The sequence below is a fragment of the Halomonas sp. CSM-2 genome (genome assembly GCF_002119345.1).
GTDB classification, from domain to species: Bacteria; Pseudomonadota; Gammaproteobacteria; order Pseudomonadales; family Halomonadaceae; genus Vreelandella; species Vreelandella janggokensis.
Genome location: NZ_NBYR01000018.1, coordinates 1 through 22,164, shown reverse-complemented (window position 1 = coordinate 22,164; position 22,164 = coordinate 1). Strand labels below are relative to the sequence as shown.

The window sequence follows — 22,164 nt, the reverse complement described above, 5'->3', positions numbered from 1 at the left end:
TTTAGCTAGGTACCTTCTGTATTGAGCGTGCGTTCTTTTAGCAGGCTGACAATCGCCTCGCAGGCTTCCCGAATATGATTCTTTAATAGTTCGCAGGCTTCATCGATACTGCCCTTACGTGCCAACGCTAATAAGGCATGGTGCTCCTCTTCAGCTTTCTCTATTTCTTGGGTATAGAGGAGTTGCATACGGATATAGCGATCAGATTTGGTGTTTAGTTGGTTAATTAACGCCAGTGTTTCGGGAAGCTCGGATGGCGCATATAAGGTGAGGTGAAAAGCGTAGTTGTACTCGCTCCAATTATTGATTTCCCCGCCTGTATTTAATGCTTCATCGTATTTGCGCAGTATATTGTCGGCTTTTTGGAGGTCGTCTTCTGTCAGCTTGGGTATAGAATGCCTAAAAACATAGGTCTCAAGCAGGATACGAAGCTCAAACAGCTCTTGTATTTTGGCAACGGAGAGCTCAGTAGTGAAGGCCCCACGATGGGCATAAAATTCGACCAAACCTTCCGATTCAAGGGTTAACAAGGCTTCGCGCACGGGGATACGACTAACGTCGTAGTCTCTGGCCAGTGCGTCCTGACGTAACTGCGTGCCGCCCTTGAATTCGCCGCCCAAAATGCGACTGCGCAAATCGTCGGCGACAAATTGTGCGCGTGTTTTATACGTAGCCATAGCCCCAACATTTACCAAAACAATGTTTGCACATTTTATACAAAATGCGCCGAGTGTCTATGTCTGCAGAGTGGCTTGCTTGAAATATCACTAATTAGATATGACGTACTTAAGGCATAGCTGGATATGGTGAGTCGCTAGTGGTGGAAGCGACGTCGATAGCAGCCGCTCTCCGGGTAGCTGAGAAGAGCGGCTTAATCATTGTTTATTTTATGGGGCGCTGCCCATCGACCAGACGGTCGAGCGCAAGGGGATTATCGTCGGCGAGCTCCTCGGGCAACAATTCGGCAGGTAAGTCTTGATAACAGATGGGGCGAAGGAATCTGAAAATGGCTGCGGTACCCACTGAGGTGGTACGTGCATCTGATGTGGCTGGGAAGGGGCCCCCATGAACCATTGCATCACATACCTCTACGCCGGTCGGCCATCCGTTGACCAGTATTCGTCCGGCTTTTCGTTCGAGTACCGGTAACAGGGCACGCGCGGCTTCAGTATCATCGTCTTCCATGTGCAGAGTTGCTGTTAATTGGCCCTCGAGGTGTTCGGCCACATGGCGACGTTCGGTTTCGTTTTGGCAGACCACAATAACTGATGTTGCGCCAAACACTTCGGCTTGTAGTGTTTCATCGGCTAAAAAGTCAGTTGCGGAGGTCATAAACAGGCCTGGCCGACACTGGTTGGGGCCTTGCTCGTTCTGCCCACGCGCCACTTCCTTGGCTTTACTAGTGGAAAGCGATTTTAAGCTAGCATCATAGGCTTCATGAATACCTGGCGTGAGCATTGTCTGTGCTTCGCTGCCTTCCAGCGCGCGCTTCGCGGCGCTGATGAACGTATCTAGTTCTGGACCCTGGACCGCGATCACTAATCCTGGGTTGGTGCAAAATTGACCCGCACCCATGTTCATGGAGCCGATAAATGCTTCACCTAGTGTAGCTCCCCTCGATTTAAGTGCCTCCGGCAGTAGAAAAACCGGGTTGATTGAGCTCATTTCTGCATAGAACGGAATGGGTTCGGCGCGCGACTTGGCCGCTCGCCATAACGCTAGTCCTCCGCTCTGCGACCCTGTGAAACCAGCGGCTTTAATATTCGGATGGGTGACCAGGGCATGGCCAACTTCGCGACCGGAGCCAAAGATAAGTGAAAAGACCCCCTCAGGTAGGCCGTTTTGAGCAATGGCTGATTGTATCGCCCGCCCAACCAGTTCACTGGTGCCAGGGTGAGCAGAATGGGCTTTCACAATCACTGGGCACCCGGCCGCAAGCGCCGAGGCGGTGTCTCCCCCCGCTACAGAGAAAGCCAGTGGAAAGTTGCTAGCTCCAAAAACGACCACGGGGCCAAGGGCAATATGGTGTTGACGAAGGTCGGCGCGAGGTAAAGGGCGTCGTTCGGGAATCGCGTTATCAATACGTACATCAAGCCACTCACCGGCGCGGACGGTTTTGGCAAACAGACGCAGTTGCTGGCAGGTGCGCCCGCGCTCGCCTTGAATTCGGGCGTGGGGTAACCCTGTTTCTTCTACGGCACGATCAATCAGCTCTTCGCCAAGTGATTCGATATTATCGGCGATGGTTTCAAGAAAATTGGCCCGATCGGTCAAGCGAGTTTTACGGTAGATATCGAAGGCATCCCAGGCGAGTTGGCACGCGCTATCAACGTCTTCTTGCGTCCCGCCGGGGTAGCCCGGTTCAAGACGGTGGTTCGTGGCTGGGTTGGTGGCGAAAATTGCATCACGCTGGCCACGAATGGCTTGTTGGCCGATTAACATCTTGCCTTCAAGGGTCATGGTCGTCTCCTTAGTGGGTGTCGAGAGCGTATTCAGCATCGTTTTATTTATTGTTCAGGGATTCGCACCACTGTGAGTACCAGCGACGGAATAAATCATACTGAGCTTCTACATAGTGACGTTGGGCATCGCTTAGCTGGTCGGTTTCATTAAAGTGCAATGCGTATTCAGTATCACCGTTAAGTACCATCAGGTGTTTGTAGTACAGGACGAGGTCTGCCCCTTCATCAAAAGAGGAAAGTACGCTTAGCGCATCCTCAAGCTCTTTGGCTTGACGGCGAGCCTCAACGTCACCTTGGGCGGCTTTTTTACTCAGTGATACAAGATGCAGGACTTCGCGCGGAAGGGCGTTGCCAATGCCTGTGATAGCACCTGTTGCGCCGCAATTTACGAAGCCATGAAAAACAGTGGTATCGACACCCACCATAAGCGTTACTTTATCGTCCTGAGAGGTGATGTTTTCAGCCGCGTAGCGTAGGTCATCGGCACCGCCGAACTCTTTAAAGCCGATTAAGTTGGGGTGCTGGTCACGTAGCTCGAAGAATAGGTCGGCGCGGGTGGCAAAACCGTAATAGGGGCTGTTGTAAATAACCGCAGGCAGGTCCGGTGCAGCTTGCAGTATTGCCGAGAAGTGGGCTTTTTGTGCGGCGACCGACGTACCGCGTGACAGTACCCGTGGAATTACCATTAGTCCTTGGGCGCCTACTTTGGCGGCATGGTCAGCATGGGAGATGGCTTCTTTGCTATTGACGGCACCTGTCCCGACGATAGTGGGAATACCAGCTTTAACAAGGCGTTCGACGCCTTCTTGGCGTTGTGCTTCACTTAATAGTGGCCAGTCGCCCATCGAACCGCAATACACAACACCACTCATGCCGGTTTCGATTAACGCGCGCCCTTTGGCGACCAGGGCGTCAAAATCAGGTTGCCGGTCGGCGTTGCAGGGAGTCATCAGCGCGGGTATGCATCCGGTGAAAATTTGGTCGTTCATTGTCGTGCTTTCCTTTTCGGATAGGTGATTGATAGTTGTTGCATGCTACTGAGTCAGCGCCTTGTTTGAGCTTGGCGTGTTGGCGCTGGGTGTTTAAAGCGGTGGTGACGACGCCCCGAGTCGTTTGGTCAGGTTAAGGGCGTCTCATGAGGTAATCCCCCATGCGAAGGGATCCTGTTCATCAATAAGCAAGGTGGCGTCTGCACTGAGGTAAGCGTGCCCTTTGATATAAGGGCGAATTTGCTCTCCTTCCCACTCGTAATAAGCTTCGAACTGGCTTCCGCAAATGCTTGCTTGCCGCCAGGTGGTATGGGGTGGCAGCTTGCTGTCTGCGGCTAGACAGGCGAGCTTTGCGCTTGTACCGGTGCCGCAAGGCGAGCGGTCATAAGCTTTGCCCGGGCAGAGAACAAAATTGCGGCTATCCGCCTCTGGGTCATCCGCAAATAGTTCGATATGGTCGATCAAGCCTTGATTCGCGCCGGTAATGCATGCTGCTTCAAGGCCTTGACGTACTGCCCAGGTGAAAGCGGTTAATGCTTCTACATTGTCGAGCCGTAACGACTGCCCATGGTCACTGATAAGGAAAAACCAGTTGCCTCCCCATGCGATATCTCCGTGGACGACTCCATAGCCCGGTACATCGACGGAGACTTCACGACGGTACCGGTAGGCAGGCACGTTGCGTACGGTTACGGCGCCATCTTCATGAAGCGTTGCGCTCACAGGCCCCACTGTGGTGTCAATGTAATGCTCACCTGGGGTGATAACCCCCAAGTGGTACAACGACGCCACCAGGCCAATGGTGCCGTGACCGCACATGCCTAAGTAGCCGGTATTGTTGAAAAAGATTACCCCGCAGGTGGCGCCAGGTGATACCGGTTCACAATATAGAGCGCCTACCAACACATCATGCCCTCGGGGTTCCAGCATGCTGACGCGCCGCCATTGATCGTGATGCTGCCTAAGGTCATCGCATTTTTCCGCGATGGTTTTGCCTTCCAGAAGTGGAAAGCCTTCCATGACGAGTCGGGTAGGTTCACCTGCCGTATGGGAGTCGATGACACGGATTTTCTTCATGGAGCACCTTGTTTGTCGTTTTGCGATAGCCAGGTTTTCAGTGACAGGATATTCGTCGATTGTCTTTTTTATATTTTATACAATTTTAAAACACGTTTGTGAAGCCACGATGGCAATGATTTGATGTCAGTGGGCTTAAAAGCTGGGAGAGAAACGTGCCAAACAGGGACACAAGCACATCGCCATCCTGTCGCCTGCGTTTTCGTCGGACTGCGTCGAGACCCTGGAGGAAATCAAGGAAGAGATTCACGACAGCTTCATGGAAGCGGGGGGAGAGACCTTCAGTTATATTCCCTGCCTGAACGACCGGGATGACCACATCGATGCGCTAGTGGCAGTGGTCAACAATGAATTGTCGGGGTGGTTGTAAGCGAACACGTGATCTCTGCTATTTGTTTCTTTTTGTCATAGGCCACCTTCGGGTGGCTTTTTTATGTCTGTAGTCACCAACGGATGCCGTATAGAGGTGGAAAATATATGTACAATAGTTGTACTGTATAAGATATGATGTTTACGTTTAGAGTACGCCTTCTACCAGGCGAACATCGAGATGACACATCAACACCATTTACCGGAAAAAGTCTGCGTTCACTGCCAGCGCCCATTTACTTGGAGAAAGAAATGGGCGCGATGCTGGGATGAGGTCCGCTATTGCAGCAAACGCTGTCAGCGCGAAGCCCGGATAGCAAAACGCGCTGAGGAGAACTGAGCATGAACAGCACGATCGATATCGTCTGGCTGCACGACGACCTCAGAGTGACAGATAACCCACTGCTGCGCCTGGACGATCTGCCGGATCATCTCGTCTGCCTTTATGTGCTTGATGAAGCGTGGCTGACGCCCTTGTTTGATGACGCCGATGTACTGCGAATTGGTCCGGCGAGGCTACGCTTCCTATGGCAGTGCCTGATGGAACTACGCGGCGAGCTCTTGCAGCGGGGCAGCGATCTTCTGGTGCGAATCGGCGATCCTGTCGAGGAGGTTGTAACGCTGGCTGAACAGCTCCAGGCGCGTAAAGTCAGAGTTGCCGAGCACGTTGGCGTAGAAGAGCTGCAGCACATCCAGGCGGTCAGCGATCGGCTTTCGCCGACAATCGTGGTTGAGCGTCATGAGTCGGGTCGGTTGATCGACGAACAGGCCCTGCCGTTCGATCTATCTCAACTGCCTGAGAGTTTCTCCGCCTTTCGGCGCCAGGTCGAGAAGCACTGTGTCATTCCCCCCAGCCTGGCGGCACCGGTTACCTTGCCTGCCTGGCCTGACGCGCCGCGTGGCTTTCCGCCGCTGAGCAAAGTCTGTGCCGTCAGTGCGGGTTGGCAACCGGATGAACGCCAAGGGCTCGATTTTGTGGGAGGAGAGGCGGCTGGCCGCGCACGCCTGCACCAGTATATCTGGCAGCAACATGGTCCGGCGACCTATAAGAAAACCCGCAACGGGCTTTTGGGGGCTAATTTTTCTACGCGTTTTTCACCCTGGCTGGCCCATGGTTGCATATCGCCGCGCCAGGTGCAGGATGAGGTCAAAGCCTGGGAATCACTGCACGGGAGTAATGAATCCAGCTACTGGATTGGTTTCGAGCTGCTGTGGCGAGAATATTTTTTACGCGCGGCGCAACTGGAAGGCGAGTCGCTATTCGGTCAGGCGCAGTTGCCTGCCACCAACGCAGACTTCGATGCCTGGCGCAATGCCACGACAGGGGTGCCGTTTATCGATGCCGCGATGCTGGAACTGAGGAGCACGGGGTGGATTTCCAATCGTGTTCGCCAGAACGTGGCCAGCTTCCTGGTCAAGGATCTGGGCGTGGATTGGCGACTGGGTGCCGCCTGGTTTGAGCACTGCCTGCTGGACTACGATGTGGCAAGCAATTGGGGGAACTGGCGCTATATTGCCGGGGTGGGTCGCGACCCGCGTCAGGATCGTTACTTCAACGTATTGAAGCAGGCAGGCCACTATGACCCTAAAGGGTTTTATGTGGCGCACTGGTTGCCTGAACTGGAGAATTTGCCCAATGGTCTGGCTCGGCATCAGCCATGGCGGGCCGCCGCTGAACGTTTCCCGGCACCTCGCGTGGCCCCCGAGGCCTGGCAACGCTGGTTGATCGATGAAGGTCAACTGGAAGCAACGGACGAGTAATGGTTGGACGAGTAACTGATGAGAGTATCCATGGAAGATCGCCGTACCGCCTGGTTGTTGGGGCTGGCAGGCTTGTTGCCGTTCCTTTTGACGCTCTGGTTGGCAGGGTGGGGGCCAGTCGCCTGGCAAGAAACCGCAGTTCGAGCGTTCTTGTATTACAGCGCGGTGATCCTGTCGTTTCTGGGTGGCACGCACTGGGGAGCGGCGCTGCAAAACCCGCAACCGGGTCATAACCATCGGCTGCTGATCGCCATGGCGCCGAGCCTGATTGCCTGGCCTGCGTTACTGTTCAGTCCACTGTGGGGGCTGGTCGTGCTGGGTGTCGGCTTTATGTTTGTTTGGGGGTATGATCTCAGCCGCAATGGGCGCTTTGGTTGGCCAAGCTGGTACTGGCAGCTGCGCACGCTATTAACCGTGGTCGTCGTACTTGCCCACGTCGTCTTGTTGACTCGCCTGTGGTGATCAGGCTCTAGTAACCTAAAGCGTTCTGCGCCATCATCGGAGGCTGCCAAGGACTGCCTTAAGGAAGCCATGATGTTGTATAAAATGACGTTGTATAAAAAGCTGACAATTGCCTCGGTCAGCGCCACGTTCGGGATGACGGCCGTATTGCTTTTGAGCCCTCCGTCACTTGCGAACCAGCAACTGATGACCGAGGTGGATGCCCAGGTTGCGGAAGACATACAGCACGAGAGCTTTAGCCAATGGCGCGACGCCTTCCGTCGCTACGCCAAGGATCAGGGCATCAGCGAAGCGACGCTACGTGAGGCTTTCGATCAGGTCCGCTACCGCGAACGGATCATAGAGCTGGATCGCTACCAACCCGAATTCGTGCGCCCCATCTGGGAATACCTTGATACGGCGGTTTCCAGCACCCGCATCAACAACGGGCAGGATCGGCTTGCAGAACATCGGCGTACGGCAGAGCAAATGGAACAACGCTACGGTGTTCCCGCCGAAATTATTGTCGCCATCTGGGGTATCGAAAGTAATTACGGTAGCAACTTCGGTGATTTCTCCACCCTCGAAGCATTGGCGACGCTGGCCTTTGATGGCCGTCGCCAGCAATTCGCCCGCGAGGAGCTGTTGGCTGCCTTACGGATAATCCAGCAAGGCGATATCGCCGCTGAGCAAATGCGTGGCTCCTGGGCGGGTGCCATGGGACATACTCAGTTCATCCCCACCAGTTTTGAAGCCTATGCCGTCGACGGTGACGGCGATAACCGCCGCGACATCTGGCAGAGTATTCCTGACGTCATGGCCTCAACGGCCAACTACCTGGACCGCGCGGGCTGGCAGCCTGGCCAGCCCTGGGGCGTTGAGGTCAATCTGCCGGCTGACTACGACTACGCCCAGACTGGCCGTCGTGACAGTCAGGCCTGGGCAGAGCAGGGTGTGGAAGCCGTGAGCGGCGAACTCCCGCGTTTTGATAGTGCCGACGTCATTGTGCCTGCCGGGGCCGACGGTCCGGCGTTTTTAGTAGGGCCCAATTTCCGCGCCATTCTGCGTTACAACAATGCCACCAGCTACGCGCTGGCGGTGGCAACGCTGAGCGATGCCATTGCCGGGCGTGATGGCATTCAGCAAGGCTGGCCGCGTGAAGAGGCACCTTTGACAAGGGATGATGTCCAAGCGCTTCAGCGCTACCTCAACCAGGCCGGTTACGACGTTGGCGGCGCCGATGGCATTATGGGACCCAACACCCGCCAGGGCCTGCGTGCCTTTCAGCGGGCTGAGGGATTGACCCCGGATGGCTTTGCGACACAATCATTGCTCGAGCGGCTGCGCCAGCGGGTTGAGTAGCTCTTCTTCCAAAGGATATCAGGACAGGAAATGATGATGCCCAAGGCAGTAACGACATTGTTGAGTAGTTTCGCCATTGTCACGGCACTGGCTAGCAGTCAGGCAGTGGCCGATGACGACAAGGTATTTGGCTGGGTGGAAAAGGCAACGCTGCAGCCCTGGGGAACCGAAGTCAAAGCTAAACTCGACAGTGGTGCATTGACCTCGTCGCTGGACGCTCGTGACATCGAGATGTTTGAAAAGGACGATGAAGACTGGGTGCGTTTTCGTCTCAAGCTCGAAGACCAGGAAAGTGGTGAGGTATTTAGCGACGAGTTAGAGCGCCCACTCTATCGCGAGTTGAGAGTCCGCGGTGCTGGTGGCGTAGACGAGCGCCCCGTGGTACTGCTCAACGTGTGCATGGGCGACACCGTCTACGAAGAGCAGTTCAGCCTGCGTAACCGGGAAGACATGAATTACCCGCTATTACTGGGGCGGCGCACCATCAGCCACCTCGGTTTGCTCGATGTGCGTGAAACCTTCATGCAAGAGCCCGACTGCGGCGATGATGCAGAGGTAGTGGCCCATGATCCCGACGAAGATGACGCCAGCGACGAAACCTGATCCCTAAAAAAGCCGTGACAACAAAGCCGTCACGGCGGTCTCCACTCGCAGAATACGCGGGCCAAGATGCATGCCTTCGCAGCCCGCGTTCACCAGTTGCTCCACTTCCCAGTCGATAAAGCCGCCTTCGGGCCCGATAAACAGCACCGTTTCCCTGTTGATGCCCCTTGGGCAGGGGAGCGCCATGCCGGGGTGGGCGACCAGGCCATGTCCTTCGCTGAGCAGCGTGGGCAAGTGGTCACTGAGAAAAGCCCGAAAGCCTTTGACCAGCGTCACGCTGGGCATCACGGTATCGCGCGCCTGCTCAAGGCCGAGTACCAGATGCTGGTGTATCTTCTCGGGGCGCAGTTCGGGGGATTGCCAATAGCTTTTTTCGACCCGTTTGGTGTGCAGCAGCGTCAAGCGCTTTACCCCAAGCGCTGTCACGTGCTCCAGGGTGCGTGCCAGCATGCGCGGACGCGGTAACGCCAGCACCAGGTGCACGGGCAGGGCGGGCGGTGGCGCCTCGTCAAGGTGCTCCCAGCGCAATGTCGCCTGATCGGGCCCCATCGCGGTCAACTCGGCCTTGCCGATCAGCCCGTTCGAGCAGCCAACGGTGAGTGTATCCCCTGGCTTGGCGCGGTGTACTTCGCGCAGGTGTGTCAAGCGGCGTTGGTCGCGTAGCAGGGCTTCGCCGTTCTGGGCCACATCGTGAGGTTCGAGTAAAATCAGGTTCATGGCAGTGGTCGATTGTTGAGTGCTTGGAAAGGTAGAGAAAGGCCCGTCTGTGACATCCTGGCCGACGCTACGCCTATTGAATATCGCTACATGGCTTGCATGGCCGCCAAGTGCAGGCACAATAACAGCAACGGGAAGCAAAGCCCTATCGCGTTTAAGGAGAATCGCCGTGCGCGTCATTCGTAAATATGCCAATCGCAGATTGTATGATACCCAACAAAGCCGTTACGTGACGCTGGAGGATCTGCGCCGTCTGATTCTCGAGGAGGAGCCGTTTCGGGTCGAGGATGCCAAAAGCGGTGAAGACCTTACGCGGACGATCCTGCTGTCGATTATCATCGAGCAGGAAAGTGCCGACAGTGATGCCGAGGTGTTCTCCAACGACCTGCTGGCGCAGTTGATTCGTGTCTATGACATGTCCTCACCGCTACCGCTGGCGCGTTATCTGGAGCAGGGCACCCAGATCATGATGGAGCAGCAAAAACGCATGCAAAGCCAGTGGCAGCAGGCCATTCGCCATACGCCCATGGAATTCATGCGTGAGCTGGCCGAGGAAAACATGCGCTTCTGGCAGAAGACCATGAACCAGGCGCCGCCCACCGGCAAAAATGACAGCGACGATATGGGCCGGAACGACAACGCGCATGACGATAAAGCTCATGATAAAAAGAGCAACGACGACAAGTCATCGTAAGCGCCAGCGACGCGCGGGCAAGCTGTGGCATAATACCGCTATTAATCTGCTCTTCCGCAAAGAAGGATATCCATGAAGGTTTTGATGATAGGCGGCGGTGGTCGTGAACACGCGTTGGCATGGAAACTGGCCCAATCGCCGCGCGTCTCGCAGGTGTTTGTTGCCCCGGGTAATGCAGGCACCGCCGGTGAGGAAAAACTGACCAACGTCGCCATCGAAGCAAGCGATATTTCCGCACTGGTGGCGTTTGCACGCCAGGAAGACGTGGCGTTGACGGTGGTGGGGCCGGAAGCACCGCTAGTCGAAGGCGTGGTGGATCGCTTTCAGGCGGCGGATCTGACCATCTTTGGCCCCACCCAGGCAGCCGCCCAGTTGGAAGGCTCGAAGTCGTTCACCAAAGACTTCCTGGCGCGTCATGCGATTCCCTCGGCCGACTATCAAACCTTCACGGCCGTTGAGCCAGCGCTTGAATACCTGACCAAGGTGGGCGCGCCCATTGTCATCAAGGCCGACGGCCTGGCAGCTGGTAAAGGCGTTATCGTCGCCATGACCCATGCGGAAGCCGAAGCCGCGATTCGTGACATGCTGGAAGCCAATGCTTTTGGTGATGCGGGTGCACGGGTAGTGATCGAAGAGTTTCTGGACGGTGAAGAAGCCAGCTTCATCGTCATGGTCGATGGAGAAAACGTGGTGCCCATGGCGACCAGCCAGGACCACAAACGCGCCTGCGACGGTGATAGCGGACCCAATACCGGCGGCATGGGTGCCTACTCACCGGCGCCCGTGGTCACGCCGGATGTCGATGAGCGCATCATGCAGCAGGTGATTCTGCCGACCGTCAAGGGAATGGCCGCCGAAGGTCATGCCTACAACGGCTTTCTCTACGCCGGCCTGATGATCGACGCCCAGGGTAACCCCAAGGTGATCGAATACAATTGCCGCTTTGGCGACCCGGAAACCCAGCCCATCATGCTGCGCTTGACCTCGGACTTTGCCGCGCTGTGCCTTGCCGGTGCACAAGGCAAGCTGGCCGGTCAGCGCTGCGAGTGGGACGCGCGTGCGGCGGTGGGGGTCGTACTGGCCGCCGGCGGTTACCCGGGCAGCTATCGCAAGGGCGATGTGATTCACGGTATTGCCAATGCCGAGCGCCATGGCTGCAAGGTGTTTCATGCGGGGACTCAACACAACGACCAGGGTGATGTTCTGACGGCAGGTGGCCGCGTACTGTGCGTTACCGCCCTTGGGGATAGCGTCTCCCAGGCGCAACAGAAGGCGTATCAAGGCGTGGACGAGATTCATTGGGAAGGCGTCATCTGCCGCCGTGATATCGCGCACCGTGCGATATCACGGGAAAGTTGACGCTTCGCCCGAAGGTTGACGCTTCTATAGTCGCAGGGGCATTCTGCCTCGCTTGCCGATCACAACAAGGATAACTGGATGGAACGGGTTCAGCTCGATTTTCCCGACGCAGCGATCATTCATCGCCATTCACTCAGCGTCCGTGTCACGGATATGAACTACGGTCGTCACCTTGGTCACGATGCGCTTGTATCGCTGCTCCATGAGGCGCGCATCCAGGCGTTTGCCGCCCTCGACCTGCCAGAATGGGACATGCAAGGCTACCCCAGTGTGGTTGCCGATCTGGCGGTGCAATACCAAAGCGAAGCGCGCTGGCCGGACGCCCTGGTGGTTGAAACCGCTGTACCACCCCCCGAGGGCAAGGCATTAACGGTCTATCAGCGTATCGCCCACGCCGAGAGTGGCAAGACAGTGGCGACTGCGCGTATCAATCAACTGCTGATTGACATGGCGTCGGGTCGCCCGGTGACGATCCCTGACGCGGTTGTGCAAGCATTAGCGCAAGCAAGAGGCACCTGATCGATGTCCCGTGAATACCCCATTATTGCCATCACCGGCTCGTCCGGTGCCGGCACCACCACCGTGCGGCGTAGCTTTGAGCGCATGTTCCTGCGTGAAGACGTGCACGCTGCCATGGTGGACGGTGACGCCTTCCATCGCTACACCCGCGATGAACTGCATCGCATGTTCCGCGAAGAGCCCGAGCGCAAGAATGAGCTTTCGCATTTTGCCGTCGAAGCCAACCTGCTGGATCGCCTCGAAGGCATGTTTATCGAATACGGCGAGCATGGCACGGGGACCTTCAGGCACTATATCCACGCCGAGGATAAACAAAAGATCGAGGCGGGCCATAAGGTAGGCACCTTCACAGAGTGGCAGTCGCTACCCTGCGGAACCGATCTGCTGTTTTACGAAGGTCTGCACGGTGGCCTGGTCACGGAAGAATACGATATCGCACGCCACGTTGACCTGCTGGTGGGCGTGGCCCCCACGATGAACCTGGAATGGATCCAGAAAATTGATCGTGACACCAAGATGCGTGGCTATTCCCAGGAAGCGGTTATCGACACCATTCTGGGCCGTATGGATGACTACGTGCGCTATATCCAGCCCCAGCTGTCGCGCACCCATATCAATTTTCAGCGCGTGCCCACGGTGGATACATCAAACCCCTTTGAGGTGCAGGATATACCGACGGATGCGGAATCCTTTGTGGTCATCCGTTTCCGCGACCCTTCCACGGTGGACTTTCCCTGGCTGCTGGCGATGATCAAGGATTCCTTCATGACCCGGCCCCACACCCTGGTGGTGCCCGGCGCCAGAATGTCGCTGGCTATGGAGCTTATCCTGGCACCGTTGGTGCGCCACTTGTTGTCACAGCGGCGTTTTCGTTAGGCTCGCAGGTAGTCGTTCTGCCTGCGTCGCCAGCTTACGCTCATTGAGGAGTTTTTATGGACTGTCTGTTTTGCAAGATCATCAACCGTGAAATCCCTGCGGATATTGTCTATGAAGACGAGCACGTGCTGGCGTTCAACGACATCAATCCCCAGGCACCCACGCACCAGTTGATTATTCCCAAGAAGCACATTGCCACGCTCAATGATATTCATGCCGATGACCTGGCGACTGTCGGTCGGTTGCAATATACCGCGGCGAAACTCGCCCAGGAGCAGGGCTTTGCCGACGATGGCTACCGCGTCGTCATGAACTGTAACGAAATGGGTGGCCAAACGGTCTATCATATCCACATGCACCTGCTCGGCGGGCGTCAGTTTACCTGGCCCGCCGGGTAAGTTGCTGTACTTTTACGACCCACGGCCAAGGAGCGAGCCATGAGGCGTCGATGCCCCCGTTCTGACCAATGGATCTATCAGTTTGATCGTGCGCTGCGCACGCTAGCGCCGCCCACGGCGCGCACAGAATCACCTGTGCCGGTATCATCTGGCGATAAGACCCTGACAGCCTTCGAGGCACACCACGTGGCAGGCATGATGCGCGTCAATCACAGTGGAGAGGTATGCCTGCAAGGGCTTTACCAGGGACAGCGGTTGTTTACGCAACGGCCGGATGCCAGTGCGCAAATGCAGCAATCAGCGACCAATGATCTTGGCCATCTGGCCCTGTTTAGCCAGCGCCTTCGGCAACTGGATAGCCGTACAAGCCTGCTGGCCCCGTGTTTCTATATAGCCTCGCTCAGTATTGGCGCGACCACGGGTGTACTGAGTGAGCGCCTTGGCCTGGGGCTGCTGGCCGCCAGCGAAACGCAAGCCGCTAGGCGGTTCAGTGATCAGCCGTCACGCCTGCCGGAGGCTGATCAGACGTCACGTACCCTGCTTCGCAAAGTGGCCGTGGAGAAAAACCACCATGCCCAACTGGCGCTAGAAGCGGGCGGTGTCAACCTGCCTGCGCCGGTGCAGTGGCTGATGCGCGGCGCCTTCAAGGCGGTCAGTAAAACGACGTATCACGGCTAATAGCCTGCAGATATCCATAAACAGCCACGCATAAAAAAAGCCCCGCCAAGGCGGGGCTCAATTTACTAAAAAAGACTCAACTTATCTTGCGCAAGGTCCGAATCAACCCGTAGCGGGGGTTATTCGCCATGGATGGCGAATGTAGCGCCCATGGAGGGGTTTACAGCGCCCCCGCCAAGGGTTGTTCGGACCAGGCTATTAAGCATCGATGCGCTTGTACTTCATCCGCTTGGGCGTGTCGTTGCCCACACGTTTCTTGTGATCTTCTTCGTAGTCGGTGTAGTTGCCGTCAAAGAAGACCACTTCCGAATCGCCCTCAAACGCCAGAATATGCGTCGCAATCCGGTCGAGGAACCAGCGATCGTGCGAGATCACCATGGCACAACCCGGGAAGGCCAGTAGTGCTTCCTCCAGCGCGCGCAATGTCTCGATATCCAGATCGTTGGAGGGTTCGTCGAGCAGCAGCACGTTGGCACCCTGCTTGAGCGTTTGCGCGAGCTGCAAACGACCCCGCTCACCACCGGATAACTCATCCAGACGTTTCTGCTGGTCGTTGCCCTTGAAGTTGAAGCGACCCACGTACGCCCGTGAAGCGACCTCGTAACCATTGATGTTGAGGATATCCTGGCCATCGGAGACGGCCTGCCAGACGGTCTGCTTGTCGTCCAGGGCATCGCGGAGCTGCTCGACATAAGCGATATCCACGGTCTCGCCAAGCACCACCTCGCCGGCATCGGGCTGTTCCTGGCCGGTAATCAGCTTGAATAGGGTCGACTTACCGGCGCCGTTACCGCCCACAATGCCGACGATGGCACCGGGGGGAACCGAGAACGAAAGATTCTGATAAAGCAGCTTGTCGTCGAAGCGTTTTGCCACATCATGAAACTCGATGACCTTATCCCCCAGGCGCGGGCCGGGTGGAATATAGATCTCATTGGTTTCATTACGCTTCTGGAAATCACCGGACTGCATTTCCTCGAAGCGGTTAAGACGTGCCTTGCTTTTCGCCTGGCGGCCCTTCGAGTTCGAGCGTACCCACTCAAGCTCCTGCTTGATGGCTTTCTGGCGAGAAGCCTCCTGCTTGGCTTCCTGACCCAGGCGCTGTTCTTTCTGCTCAAGCCACTGCGAGTAGTTGCCCTCGAACGGAATACCCTGGCCGCGGTCCAGCTCAAGAATCCAGCCCGCCACGTTGTCGAGGAAGTAGCGGTCGTGGGTAATGGCGACCACGGTGCCGTTGTAGTCGTGCAGAAAACGTTCCAGCCAGGCGACTGATTCGGCATCCAGGTGGTTGGTCGGTTCGTCGAGCAGCAGCATGTCGGGGCTTGAGAGCAGCAGACGACACAGTGCCACACGGCGGCGCTCACCGCCGGACAGGTTGCCGACCTGAGCTTCCCAGGGGGGGAGGCGCAGTGCTTCAGCGGCGACGTCTAGCTTGCGCTCGATGTTATGGGCGTCGGCCGCTTCGATAATGTTTTCCAGGCGTGCCTGCTCGCTCGCCAGGGCATCAAAGTCGGCGTCAGGCTCAGCGTAGGCAGCGTAAACGCCATCGAGTTTTTCCTGGGCTTCCTTGATAGCGCCCAGGGCTTCTTCGACGGTCTCGCGGACATTCTTGCTGTCGTCGAGTTCCGGCTCCTGAGGCAGATAACCGACGTTGATTCCCGGCATCGGACGGGCTTCACCTTCAAACTCATTATCGACACCGGCCATGATGCGCAGCAGTGTGGATTTACCCGCGCCATTCAAGCCCAGTACGCCAATCTTGGCGCCCGGGAAAAACGACAGCGAAATATCTTTAAGAATTTGCTTTTTGGGCGGCACGATCTTGCCGACCCGGTTCATGGTGAAAACGTATTGCGCCATGGAAATCCGTATAGTTGATGAAAAAAATGCCAGCGTCACCGCTGAGCGATAGGCAGATGATAGAGCCCCACGTGACGAAAGGCCAGCCAAGGAGGGCTGACCGTCCAGGTGCGGTCAGGTTGGTACCTGATGCCGCAGGGGGGAAGACATCAGGAATGTTCCTGATGACTCTGTATCATTACTCTTCTTCGTCCCAGCCGTCATCGATCGCACGTTTGAGGCGGCGTTCTTCAAGCCAGGCCTCAACCTGGCGTCTGGCGCGCAGGCTATCGGCTTTGTTGCTTGGCCGAGAACGGCTGTAGTGTTCGTCATTGACGGCGTCAGAGGAATCGAACTCATCCGCTTCACCGTCTTCAGGAGAGAAAGTTTCACGACTCAAGGGATTACGGCTCATGACTGGCCCTCCAACCCAAGCCGGCGTGCCGGCGTCATTATGGCTTTCTGGTTGGCAGAGCAACAGAAAGCGCCAAGCGCTTCAGCAAGCGCCTTGCCGCTATATAACGCCGGATACGTTGAAGATCAAGCCTTGTCGTTTTATTTTTCTGTTTTTGTGTCTGCCTGCTTGGCCTGGAGTGCGGCGAGTGCCTGTTGCGCTTCCACCCGTTCGGTCACATCTTTCTGTACGCCGATGTAGTACATCAGGTTATCGGCTTCGTCGAAAACCGGCGTGATCGACAGCTCATTCCAGAACATGGTGCCGTCTTTACGATAGTTGCGCAGCACCTCCCGCGAAGGCTTGCCTGCATTCAGCGCTTCACGAATCGCGTTGAGAGGATCTTGATCGCGATCCTCATTCTGCAAAAAACGGCAGTCCCGATATAAAATTTCATCGGCGCTGTAACCGGTGAGGCGCTCAAAGCCTTTGTTGACATAAATCAGGATGTTTTCGTCACCTTCCTGTTCAGCAACCACAATGCCGTCTTCGGAGGCGTCAACCATGCGTTCGAGCAACGCGGGGCTGATCATGGGAGATCGTTTCATCAAGGGGTCCTGTTGCAGCTCCAAACCTATCGTGGCGTATTGTCACGTAATTTTTATGATAGCAAAAGGCCGCATAACGGCTGCCACCGACTTACCATCATGGCGAGCGTTGCCCTGCTTTGCAATCCTGAACGTCACTCAACCTGCGGTAATCGCAGGGCACTGAACATCGCCGCCAGGGCGGTGGCGGACAAAACGAGCAGCAAGGCGCTACTGCCCAGCCACTGTGCCAACAGGCCGACCACCCCGCCCACCAGCAGCATCAGTACCCCCGTCAGGGTGTTCGAGAGTGCCACATAAAGGGCGCGGTTATCCTGGCTTGCCATGTCGACCAGGTAGGTTTTGCGACCCAAACGCACCCCATGATGAACAATCACCAGCGCCGCATAGACCAGTGCGTAGGGCCATATACGCTCGGATACGACAGTCGGCAGCCACGTAATGCCCGCGCCCAGCAAACAGCATAAGGTTGTCCCGATCGCGGCATCTCGCATGACGCCTCGACTGGAGTGGTCGGCCCGCTTGCCCCACACGGGGCTTGCCACCATGGCGGCCAGGCCGGATACCACAACCAGAAGCCCCAGGCTGCTTAGCTCGCTGCCGCTTTGTTGTTGACCCAGCAGCGCCAGATAGGGAAGGGCAAGGGCACTGGAAAGCAGCAACGCCCGGCACAGGTTGAAGTGTAAAAACGTGCGGTCTTGCTTGAGTAACGTAAGTCCCTGTTTGATGCTATCCCAGGCATTTTCGCCACCTTCAACAGCGCCCGGCGTTTCCTCGATACGGGCGGCGCAGATCCCGTTGACGGCCCAGCCAAAAGCCGCAATGCCTAGCAGCGCCGCAAGTGTCACCTTGCCCAGGGAGTCATCCAGAAGCATCAATACGCCCCCGGCTGCCAGAGTGGCTGCCCCGGCAACACTGCCACTCCAGCCCATCAGGGTGCCACGGCGGCGTTTGGCAATGGTCTTGCCCATGACATCCTTGGTGGCGATGGACGAAAGGCCCCGGGCCAGCGACAGCATGACCAGTGCCATCAAGACCAGGCTGCCTCCCAGGCTGCCATTGCTCCACAACGCCAACGCTGCCAGCACGACTGCCGCCAGCGCCTGCAAGGCAGCACCGGCCACCCACACCCATTTGCGTTGCGGCTTGAGGCGAATGAAACCGGCCACAAAAATCTGCGGCAACAGTGCCCCGGACTCACGAATAGGCACCAATAGCCCGACCATCCATACCGGCGCACCGATGATGCCCATTAGCCAAGGCAATACCAGTCGTGCACTGGATAGCTCATCCGCCAGCTTATTGCCGAGTGATGCCCATAAATGCAGCATGAAGTTACGCGGTTGCTCATGGCAGGCGCTATCGGGAATGTCATCGCACATCCGGCTGTCCTCGTCGCCGGTCAGCCACTCGTAAATGCGCGATTCTGAGAGGTCATGTCTACCCATCTAGGCTCCTTGGCAGTCGTCGTCCCGGGCGGCTCGTTTTGACGAGCCGTGTTATTCAGTACACTCTTGCTGGGCAATACCCCTGTCTAGTACAGGTGCTCACTATACGCGGTGGTTAACGCCTGCAGATTAGTTAATGCCCGCAGATTATTACGCAGTTTATTACGCAGTTTATTAACAGTACTCATGGATAATGGCGAGTGTCGCCAAGGAGCTCAAGGATGTCGCGTATTCAAATCCGCTATTGCACGCAATGCCAATGGCTGCTACGCAGCGGGTGGTATGCGCAGGAGCTGCTTTCCACCTTTGGCGAAACGTTGCAAGAAGTAGCGCTGTGCCCCAGTCACGGCGGCACCTTCGAAATATGGTGCGACGGCGTACTGCTGTGGGAGCGCAAACGTGATGACGGTTTCCCGGATATCAAAACCCTCAAGCAGCGGGTGCGAGACCACGTCGAACCCGCCCGTGACCTGGGCCATACCGACCGATGAATCAGGACCGCCAAGCAATTCTCTATGGGTTGGGGGCAGTTGCCCTCTGGTCCACCGTCGCCACCGCCTTCAAGGTTGCCTTAGCCTGGATGTCGCCCCTGGAACTGATGTGGCTGGCGGCGCTGGTTTCCTGGCTGCTGATGGGCGTACTGGTGGTGTACCAGGGTAACGCCAGAATAGCGCTCAACACCGGTTGGAAAACCGCTGCCTGGGCCGGGTTGATGAACCCGGTCGCTTATTACCTGGTGCTGTTTGCCGCTTATGATCGACTGCCCGGCCAGGAAGCCATGGCGCTCAATTACACCTGGGCGTTGGCCATGGCGTTTCTGGCGGTACCGCTGTTGGGGCACCGCCTGACCGTCAAGGATGTCACCGCCGGACTGGTCGCCTACGCAGGCGTCTGGGTGATCGCCACCCGTGGCAATGTGTTCGATGTCCACTTTGCCGACCCGCTTGGCGTCGCCTTTGCGCTAGCATCCACGCTGCTGTGGGCGCTTTACTGGCTGCTCAATGCCCGCGATAAACGCCAGCCGTTGGTGGGGCAGTGGCAAAACTTCACCGTCGGGTTGCCGGTATTGACGCTATTGCTGGTATGGGGACCTGGGTTTCAGTGGCATGGCGGTTCGGCGTTGGTGGCCGGTATTTATGTCGGTCTGTTTGAGATGGGTATCGCATTTATTTTGTGGCAGCTTGCGGTTCACAAGGTGTCACGCACCGCCAAGGTCTCAAACCTGATATTTCTTTCCCCGCCTGTCTCGCTTTTGTTACTGTTTGTAGTCGTTGGTGAGTCGATTTATCCTTCAACCTTGGTGGGCCTGGTGCTTATTCTGGCAGGGTTAGGCTGGCAACAAACGCGTAGATCATAGGGTTAAGCCTTTTTTATCAGTCTTGTAAACCAATGCTTTGGCTTTTGGTTTACATATTCCTGTCTACTTAATAAGAAATTTATTGCATTAGGTTTTGTAAGTAATGTAATTTTGTTTTACGATAATTTACATTAATATTTCTGACGTAACCTATGTGTTATAAGCTATAAAGAGCAAATACATCATCAGGGTGCTTAAGCTCTTATGACGAGTAACGTGGACACGCAAGGCTCTAGCCTGGATATTGCATAAGACATGAAAAAGGCGGCTGAAAATCGGTTATAATTCAAGCTCCTACACAAGAACCAACCGCCTCAGCCGCCATGACAAAATGTACCACGCCGTCCGCTTCCTTTCCACGCTGCAAAGGCCGTCAGGTCATCGCCCGTTTCGATGGCGGTGATCTCACTTCCGACGGCGGTATCCTGCTGCTGCGGCAGCTCGATCGCGAGATGGGCCTGACCCGCGCCGTCGCTCGCCGGCTCAGCGACGAGCGCGACGCTCAGCGCTGCCTGCATCGCACCGAAACCCTGGTCCGGCAGCGCGTGTTCGGCCTGGCGCTGGGCTATGAGGATCTCAATGACCACCAGGCCCTGCGTCACGATATCGCCCTGCAGACCGCCGTCGATACCGATGGCGTGCTGGCCAGTCAGTCCACCTTGTGCCGCTTCGAGCAGCAAGCCGACCGGGACTGGGCGATCACCATCCACGAAGAGATGATCGAGCAGTTCATCCGCTCGTTCCGGCGGCCACCCAAGAAACCGCTCTACCTCGACTTCGATGCCACCGACGATCGGGTGCATGGCCAGCAGCTCGGGCGGCACTTCAACGGCTACTACAACCACTACATCTTCCTGCCGCTGTTCGTATTCTGTGGCGACCAGCTGCTGGTCAGCTATCTGCGTCCGGCCTCGCTGGATGCCGCTCACCACGCCGGTGCCATCCTCGCCCTGTTGGTCCGGCGGCTGCGCCAGGCGTGGCCTGAGGTGAAGATCGTCTTCCGAGGCGACAGCGGCTTCTGCCGTCCACTGATCCTCAACTGGTGTGACCGCCACGGCGTCGATTACATCATCGGCCTCGCCGGCAACAAGCGCTTGGCCAAGCTGGCTCTGAACATCGACTACGCGTCGGCCATCCGCTTCGAGAAGACCTGGGAGAAGGAGCGTGTCTTCGGCTTCATCGAGTACGCTGCCAAGAGCTGGAAGGAGCGTCGACGAAAGGTCATCGTCAAGTCCGAGACCAGCCGGCGTGGCTTCAACACCCGCTATGTGGTCACCAGCCTGCGCGGCTGCAGCGCCGAGTGGCTCTATGACCACCGCTACTGTGCTCGGGGCGAGATGGAGAACCGTATCAAGGAGCAGCAGTTCCTGTTCTCCGACCGCACCAGCTGCCACGAATGGTGGCCCAACCAGTACCGACTGCTGCTGTCGGGGTTGGCCTACCTGCTGCTGGAGCGGCTGCGCCGGGTCTACCTCAAGCGCACCGCCTTCGCCCAGGCCCAGGTCAACACCCTCCGCCTGAAGCTGCTGAAGATCGGCGCTGTCATCACCCGCAACACGCGCACGATTCGGCTGATGTTGAGCAGCCAGTACCCGGAGCAGGACCTCTTCCTGAAGCTGGCCAGCAAGCTGGTGCCGGGATAGCGCCGCGGCGTGCTGTCCCCGGCACAGAAAACACATGGGGGTAGGGGGAAATGCGCCTTGAGCTCAGGAAATTGATCAATATATAGCCAACTTCCAGCTCTGGGCGGCATCATCGCCACCAAACCTGGCATTTGGGTGCTGCTGACCAACCCGATGCAACATCCGGGCTAACCCACTGACCTGCATGGCAATATAGCCATTATCGCCATTCACCCAGACAGTGCCATGCCCAACATAAAGTTCCGCGCCAGTCGCCGCACCCTCACCAGCCACGCCGGGCTGTCCATCATCGGGCAATGCTTCGAGATCGCTGGCGTCGACAGCATCGACAGCCGCTTCCCCACCACGCTGGGCATGCGCACCAGTGACGTGATCAAGAGCTACCTGGGCCTGCTGTGTCTGGGCATGAGCGACTATGACGCTGTCGAGAACTTCCGCCGCGACAAGCCCTTCCAACAACTGCTGACCCTGCAGAAGGTGCCGAGCGCGGCGACGCTGCGACAGCGGCTGGARAAACTTGCCGCCAACGACCTGCAGGCGCGCACCGCCACCTGGTCCACGACCCTGCTG

The 22,164-nt window shown here is 56.9% G+C and carries 23 protein-coding genes and 2 pseudogenes; 16 read left to right on the top strand and 9 right to left on the bottom strand.

Translation table 11 applies throughout. The features are described from left to right. Positions 1-5: 5 nt before the first annotated feature. The 4 genes from B7L15_RS15310 to B7L15_RS15295 form a co-directional block, all read right to left on the bottom strand. A complete protein-coding gene (locus B7L15_RS15310) occupies positions 6-677 on the bottom strand; it encodes a GntR family transcriptional regulator (RefSeq protein ID WP_085919806.1) in 672 nt (223 codons plus the stop codon). 205 nt (positions 678-882) lie between these two features. Then, entirely contained in the window at positions 883-2,460 is a 1,578-nt protein-coding gene (locus B7L15_RS15305) for an aldehyde dehydrogenase (NADP(+)) (RefSeq protein ID WP_085919805.1), read from the bottom strand. Positions 2,461-2,503: 43 nt separating this feature from the next. After that, positions 2,504-3,451 (bottom strand): dihydrodipicolinate synthase family protein, encoded by a 948-nt coding sequence (locus B7L15_RS15300; RefSeq protein ID WP_085919804.1) that lies wholly within the window; start codon positions 3,449-3,451, stop codon positions 2,504-2,506. Between the two features lie 144 nt (positions 3,452-3,595). Next, positions 3,596-4,528, bottom strand: coding sequence for a 4-hydroxyproline epimerase (locus B7L15_RS15295; RefSeq protein ID WP_085919803.1), 933 nt, complete (start codon positions 4,526-4,528; stop codon positions 3,596-3,598). Between the two features lie 157 nt (positions 4,529-4,685). Between B7L15_RS15295 and B7L15_RS15290 the strand changes: the two are divergent. The 6 genes and pseudogenes from B7L15_RS15290 to rloA3 all read left to right on the top strand — a co-directional run. Continuing rightward, positions 4,686-4,898 (top strand): annotated as a pseudogene (locus B7L15_RS15290) (ferrochelatase); the annotation flags it as partial. Positions 4,899-5,078: 180 nt separating this feature from the next. Beyond that, positions 5,079-5,237, top strand: a complete 159-nt coding sequence (locus tag B7L15_RS20025; RefSeq protein ID WP_085919801.1) for a DUF2256 domain-containing protein — start codon at positions 5,079-5,081, stop codon at positions 5,235-5,237. Between the two features lie 2 nt (positions 5,238-5,239). Next, a complete protein-coding gene (locus B7L15_RS15280) occupies positions 5,240-6,658 on the top strand; it encodes a DASH family cryptochrome (RefSeq protein ID WP_085919800.1) in 1,419 nt (472 codons plus the stop codon). A 30-nt stretch (positions 6,659-6,688) separates the two neighbouring features. Then, complete coding sequence (locus B7L15_RS15275; protein WP_085919799.1) at positions 6,689-7,120, top strand: DUF3429 domain-containing protein; 432 nt, start codon at positions 6,689-6,691, stop codon at positions 7,118-7,120. Between the two features lie 72 nt (positions 7,121-7,192). Then, positions 7,193-8,461 (top strand): lytic murein transglycosylase, encoded by a 1,269-nt coding sequence (locus tag B7L15_RS15270; RefSeq protein ID WP_085919798.1) that lies wholly within the window; start codon positions 7,193-7,195, stop codon positions 8,459-8,461. A gap of 36 nt (positions 8,462-8,497) precedes the next feature. Then, the gene (gene rloA3 / locus B7L15_RS15265; protein ID WP_085919797.1) at positions 8,498-9,064 is read left to right on the top strand and encodes a retropepsin-like aspartic peptidase RloA3; all 567 of its coding nucleotides are present in this window, start codon (positions 8,498-8,500) and stop codon (positions 9,062-9,064) included. Positions 9,065-9,067: 3 nt separating this feature from the next. Here rloA3 and B7L15_RS15260 read toward each other — a convergent pair whose 3' ends face one another. Continuing rightward, positions 9,068-9,781, bottom strand: a complete 714-nt coding sequence (locus B7L15_RS15260; RefSeq protein ID WP_085919796.1) for a 16S rRNA (uracil(1498)-N(3))-methyltransferase — start codon at positions 9,779-9,781, stop codon at positions 9,068-9,070. A 169-nt stretch (positions 9,782-9,950) separates the two neighbouring features. On the opposite strand from B7L15_RS15260, the gene phaR reads away from it, so the two are divergent. From phaR to coq7, 6 genes are all read left to right on the top strand, one after another. Then, entirely contained in the window at positions 9,951-10,475 is a 525-nt protein-coding gene (phaR, locus tag B7L15_RS15255) for a polyhydroxyalkanoate synthesis repressor PhaR (RefSeq protein WP_085919795.1), read from the top strand. 72 nt (positions 10,476-10,547) lie between these two features. After that, positions 10,548-11,834, top strand: a complete 1,287-nt coding sequence (gene purD, locus B7L15_RS15250) for a phosphoribosylamine--glycine ligase (protein WP_085919794.1) — start codon at positions 10,548-10,550, stop codon at positions 11,832-11,834. 78 nt (positions 11,835-11,912) lie between these two features. Continuing rightward, positions 11,913-12,353 carry an acyl-CoA thioesterase gene (locus B7L15_RS15245; RefSeq protein ID WP_085919793.1) on the top strand — a complete coding sequence of 147 codons (441 nt, stop codon included), beginning with the start codon at positions 11,913-11,915 and terminating at the stop codon, positions 12,351-12,353. 3 nt (positions 12,354-12,356) lie between these two features. Then, the gene (locus tag B7L15_RS15240; RefSeq protein ID WP_085919792.1) at positions 12,357-13,229 is read left to right on the top strand and encodes a phosphoribulokinase; all 873 of its coding nucleotides are present in this window, start codon (positions 12,357-12,359) and stop codon (positions 13,227-13,229) included. 56 nt (positions 13,230-13,285) lie between these two features. Next, positions 13,286-13,627, top strand: coding sequence for a histidine triad nucleotide-binding protein (locus tag B7L15_RS15235; RefSeq protein ID WP_085919791.1), 342 nt, complete (start codon positions 13,286-13,288; stop codon positions 13,625-13,627). Between the two features lie 39 nt (positions 13,628-13,666). Beyond that, complete coding sequence (coq7, locus tag B7L15_RS15230) at positions 13,667-14,305, top strand: 2-polyprenyl-3-methyl-6-methoxy-1,4-benzoquinone monooxygenase (RefSeq protein ID WP_085919790.1); 639 nt, start codon at positions 13,667-13,669, stop codon at positions 14,303-14,305. Between the two features lie 198 nt (positions 14,306-14,503). Here coq7 and ettA read toward each other — a convergent pair whose 3' ends face one another. From ettA to B7L15_RS15210, 4 genes are all read right to left on the bottom strand, one after another. Next, entirely contained in the window at positions 14,504-16,165 is a 1,662-nt protein-coding gene (gene ettA / locus B7L15_RS15225; protein WP_085919789.1) for an energy-dependent translational throttle protein EttA, read from the bottom strand. A 178-nt stretch (positions 16,166-16,343) separates the two neighbouring features. Then, positions 16,344-16,559 carry a PA3496 family putative envelope integrity protein gene (locus B7L15_RS15220; protein ID WP_085919788.1) on the bottom strand — a complete coding sequence of 72 codons (216 nt, stop codon included), beginning with the start codon at positions 16,557-16,559 and terminating at the stop codon, positions 16,344-16,346. A gap of 140 nt (positions 16,560-16,699) precedes the next feature. Then, complete coding sequence (locus B7L15_RS15215) at positions 16,700-17,146, bottom strand: PAS domain S-box protein (RefSeq protein WP_085919787.1); 447 nt, start codon at positions 17,144-17,146, stop codon at positions 16,700-16,702. Positions 17,147-17,280: 134 nt separating this feature from the next. Beyond that, positions 17,281-18,594: an MFS transporter gene (locus B7L15_RS15210; RefSeq protein WP_085919786.1), complete on the bottom strand. Its 1,314-nt coding sequence runs from the start codon at positions 18,592-18,594 to the stop codon at positions 17,281-17,283. Positions 18,595-18,815: 221 nt separating this feature from the next. On the opposite strand from B7L15_RS15210, the gene B7L15_RS15205 reads away from it, so the two are divergent. The 4 genes and pseudogenes from B7L15_RS15205 to B7L15_RS15190 form a co-directional block, all read left to right on the top strand. After that, positions 18,816-19,085 (top strand): SelT/SelW/SelH family protein, encoded by a 270-nt coding sequence (locus tag B7L15_RS15205; protein WP_085919785.1) that lies wholly within the window; start codon positions 18,816-18,818, stop codon positions 19,083-19,085. Further along, complete coding sequence (locus B7L15_RS15200) at positions 19,082-19,951, top strand: DMT family transporter (protein WP_085919784.1); 870 nt, start codon at positions 19,082-19,084, stop codon at positions 19,949-19,951. Before B7L15_RS15205 ends, B7L15_RS15200 begins: the two co-directional genes overlap by 4 nt. 323 nt (positions 19,952-20,274) lie before the next feature. Beyond that, a complete protein-coding gene (locus B7L15_RS15195; protein ID WP_031218338.1) occupies positions 20,275-21,594 on the top strand; it encodes an IS1380 family transposase in 1,320 nt (439 codons plus the stop codon). Between the two features lie 225 nt (positions 21,595-21,819). Then, a pseudogene (locus B7L15_RS15190) lies at positions 21,820-22,164 on the top strand (IS1380 family transposase); the annotation flags it as partial.

What these genes read in the sequence shown, in the direction of transcription:
- B7L15_RS15310 (WP_085919806.1), bottom strand. Translation starts at nt 677, where the DNA reads ATGGCTACGTATAAAACACGCGCACAATTTGTCGCCGACGATTTGCGC.
- B7L15_RS15305 (WP_085919805.1), bottom strand. Translation starts at nt 2,460, where the DNA reads ATGACCCTTGAAGGCAAGATGTTAATCGGCCAACAAGCCATTCGTGGC.
- B7L15_RS15300 (WP_085919804.1), bottom strand. Translation starts at nt 3,451, where the DNA reads ATGAACGACCAAATTTTCACCGGATGCATACCCGCGCTGATGACTCCC.
- B7L15_RS15295 (WP_085919803.1), bottom strand. Translation starts at nt 4,528, where the DNA reads ATGAAGAAAATCCGTGTCATCGACTCCCATACGGCAGGTGAACCTACC.
- B7L15_RS20025 (WP_085919801.1), top strand. Translation starts at nt 5,079, where the DNA reads ATGACACATCAACACCATTTACCGGAAAAAGTCTGCGTTCACTGCCAG.
- B7L15_RS15280 (WP_085919800.1), top strand. Translation starts at nt 5,240, where the DNA reads ATGAACAGCACGATCGATATCGTCTGGCTGCACGACGACCTCAGAGTG.
- B7L15_RS15275 (WP_085919799.1), top strand. Translation starts at nt 6,689, where the DNA reads ATGGAAGATCGCCGTACCGCCTGGTTGTTGGGGCTGGCAGGCTTGTTG.
- B7L15_RS15270 (WP_085919798.1), top strand. Translation starts at nt 7,193, where the DNA reads ATGTTGTATAAAATGACGTTGTATAAAAAGCTGACAATTGCCTCGGTC.
- rloA3 (WP_085919797.1), top strand. Translation starts at nt 8,498, where the DNA reads ATGCCCAAGGCAGTAACGACATTGTTGAGTAGTTTCGCCATTGTCACG.
- B7L15_RS15260 (WP_085919796.1), bottom strand. Translation starts at nt 9,781, where the DNA reads ATGAACCTGATTTTACTCGAACCTCACGATGTGGCCCAGAACGGCGAA.
- purD (WP_085919794.1), top strand. Translation starts at nt 10,548, where the DNA reads ATGAAGGTTTTGATGATAGGCGGCGGTGGTCGTGAACACGCGTTGGCA.
- B7L15_RS15245 (WP_085919793.1), top strand. Translation starts at nt 11,913, where the DNA reads ATGGAACGGGTTCAGCTCGATTTTCCCGACGCAGCGATCATTCATCGC.
- B7L15_RS15240 (WP_085919792.1), top strand. Translation starts at nt 12,357, where the DNA reads ATGTCCCGTGAATACCCCATTATTGCCATCACCGGCTCGTCCGGTGCC.
- B7L15_RS15235 (WP_085919791.1), top strand. Translation starts at nt 13,286, where the DNA reads ATGGACTGTCTGTTTTGCAAGATCATCAACCGTGAAATCCCTGCGGAT.
- coq7 (WP_085919790.1), top strand. Translation starts at nt 13,667, where the DNA reads ATGAGGCGTCGATGCCCCCGTTCTGACCAATGGATCTATCAGTTTGAT.
- ettA (WP_085919789.1), bottom strand. Translation starts at nt 16,165, where the DNA reads ATGGCGCAATACGTTTTCACCATGAACCGGGTCGGCAAGATCGTGCCG.
- B7L15_RS15220 (WP_085919788.1), bottom strand. Translation starts at nt 16,559, where the DNA reads ATGAGCCGTAATCCCTTGAGTCGTGAAACTTTCTCTCCTGAAGACGGT.
- B7L15_RS15215 (WP_085919787.1), bottom strand. Translation starts at nt 17,146, where the DNA reads ATGAAACGATCTCCCATGATCAGCCCCGCGTTGCTCGAACGCATGGTT.
- B7L15_RS15210 (WP_085919786.1), bottom strand. Translation starts at nt 18,594, where the DNA reads ATGGGTAGACATGACCTCTCAGAATCGCGCATTTACGAGTGGCTGACC.
- B7L15_RS15205 (WP_085919785.1), top strand. Translation starts at nt 18,816, where the DNA reads ATGTCGCGTATTCAAATCCGCTATTGCACGCAATGCCAATGGCTGCTA.
- B7L15_RS15200 (WP_085919784.1), top strand. Translation starts at nt 19,082, where the DNA reads ATGAATCAGGACCGCCAAGCAATTCTCTATGGGTTGGGGGCAGTTGCC.
- B7L15_RS15195 (WP_031218338.1), top strand. Translation starts at nt 20,275, where the DNA reads ATGACAAAATGTACCACGCCGTCCGCTTCCTTTCCACGCTGCAAAGGC.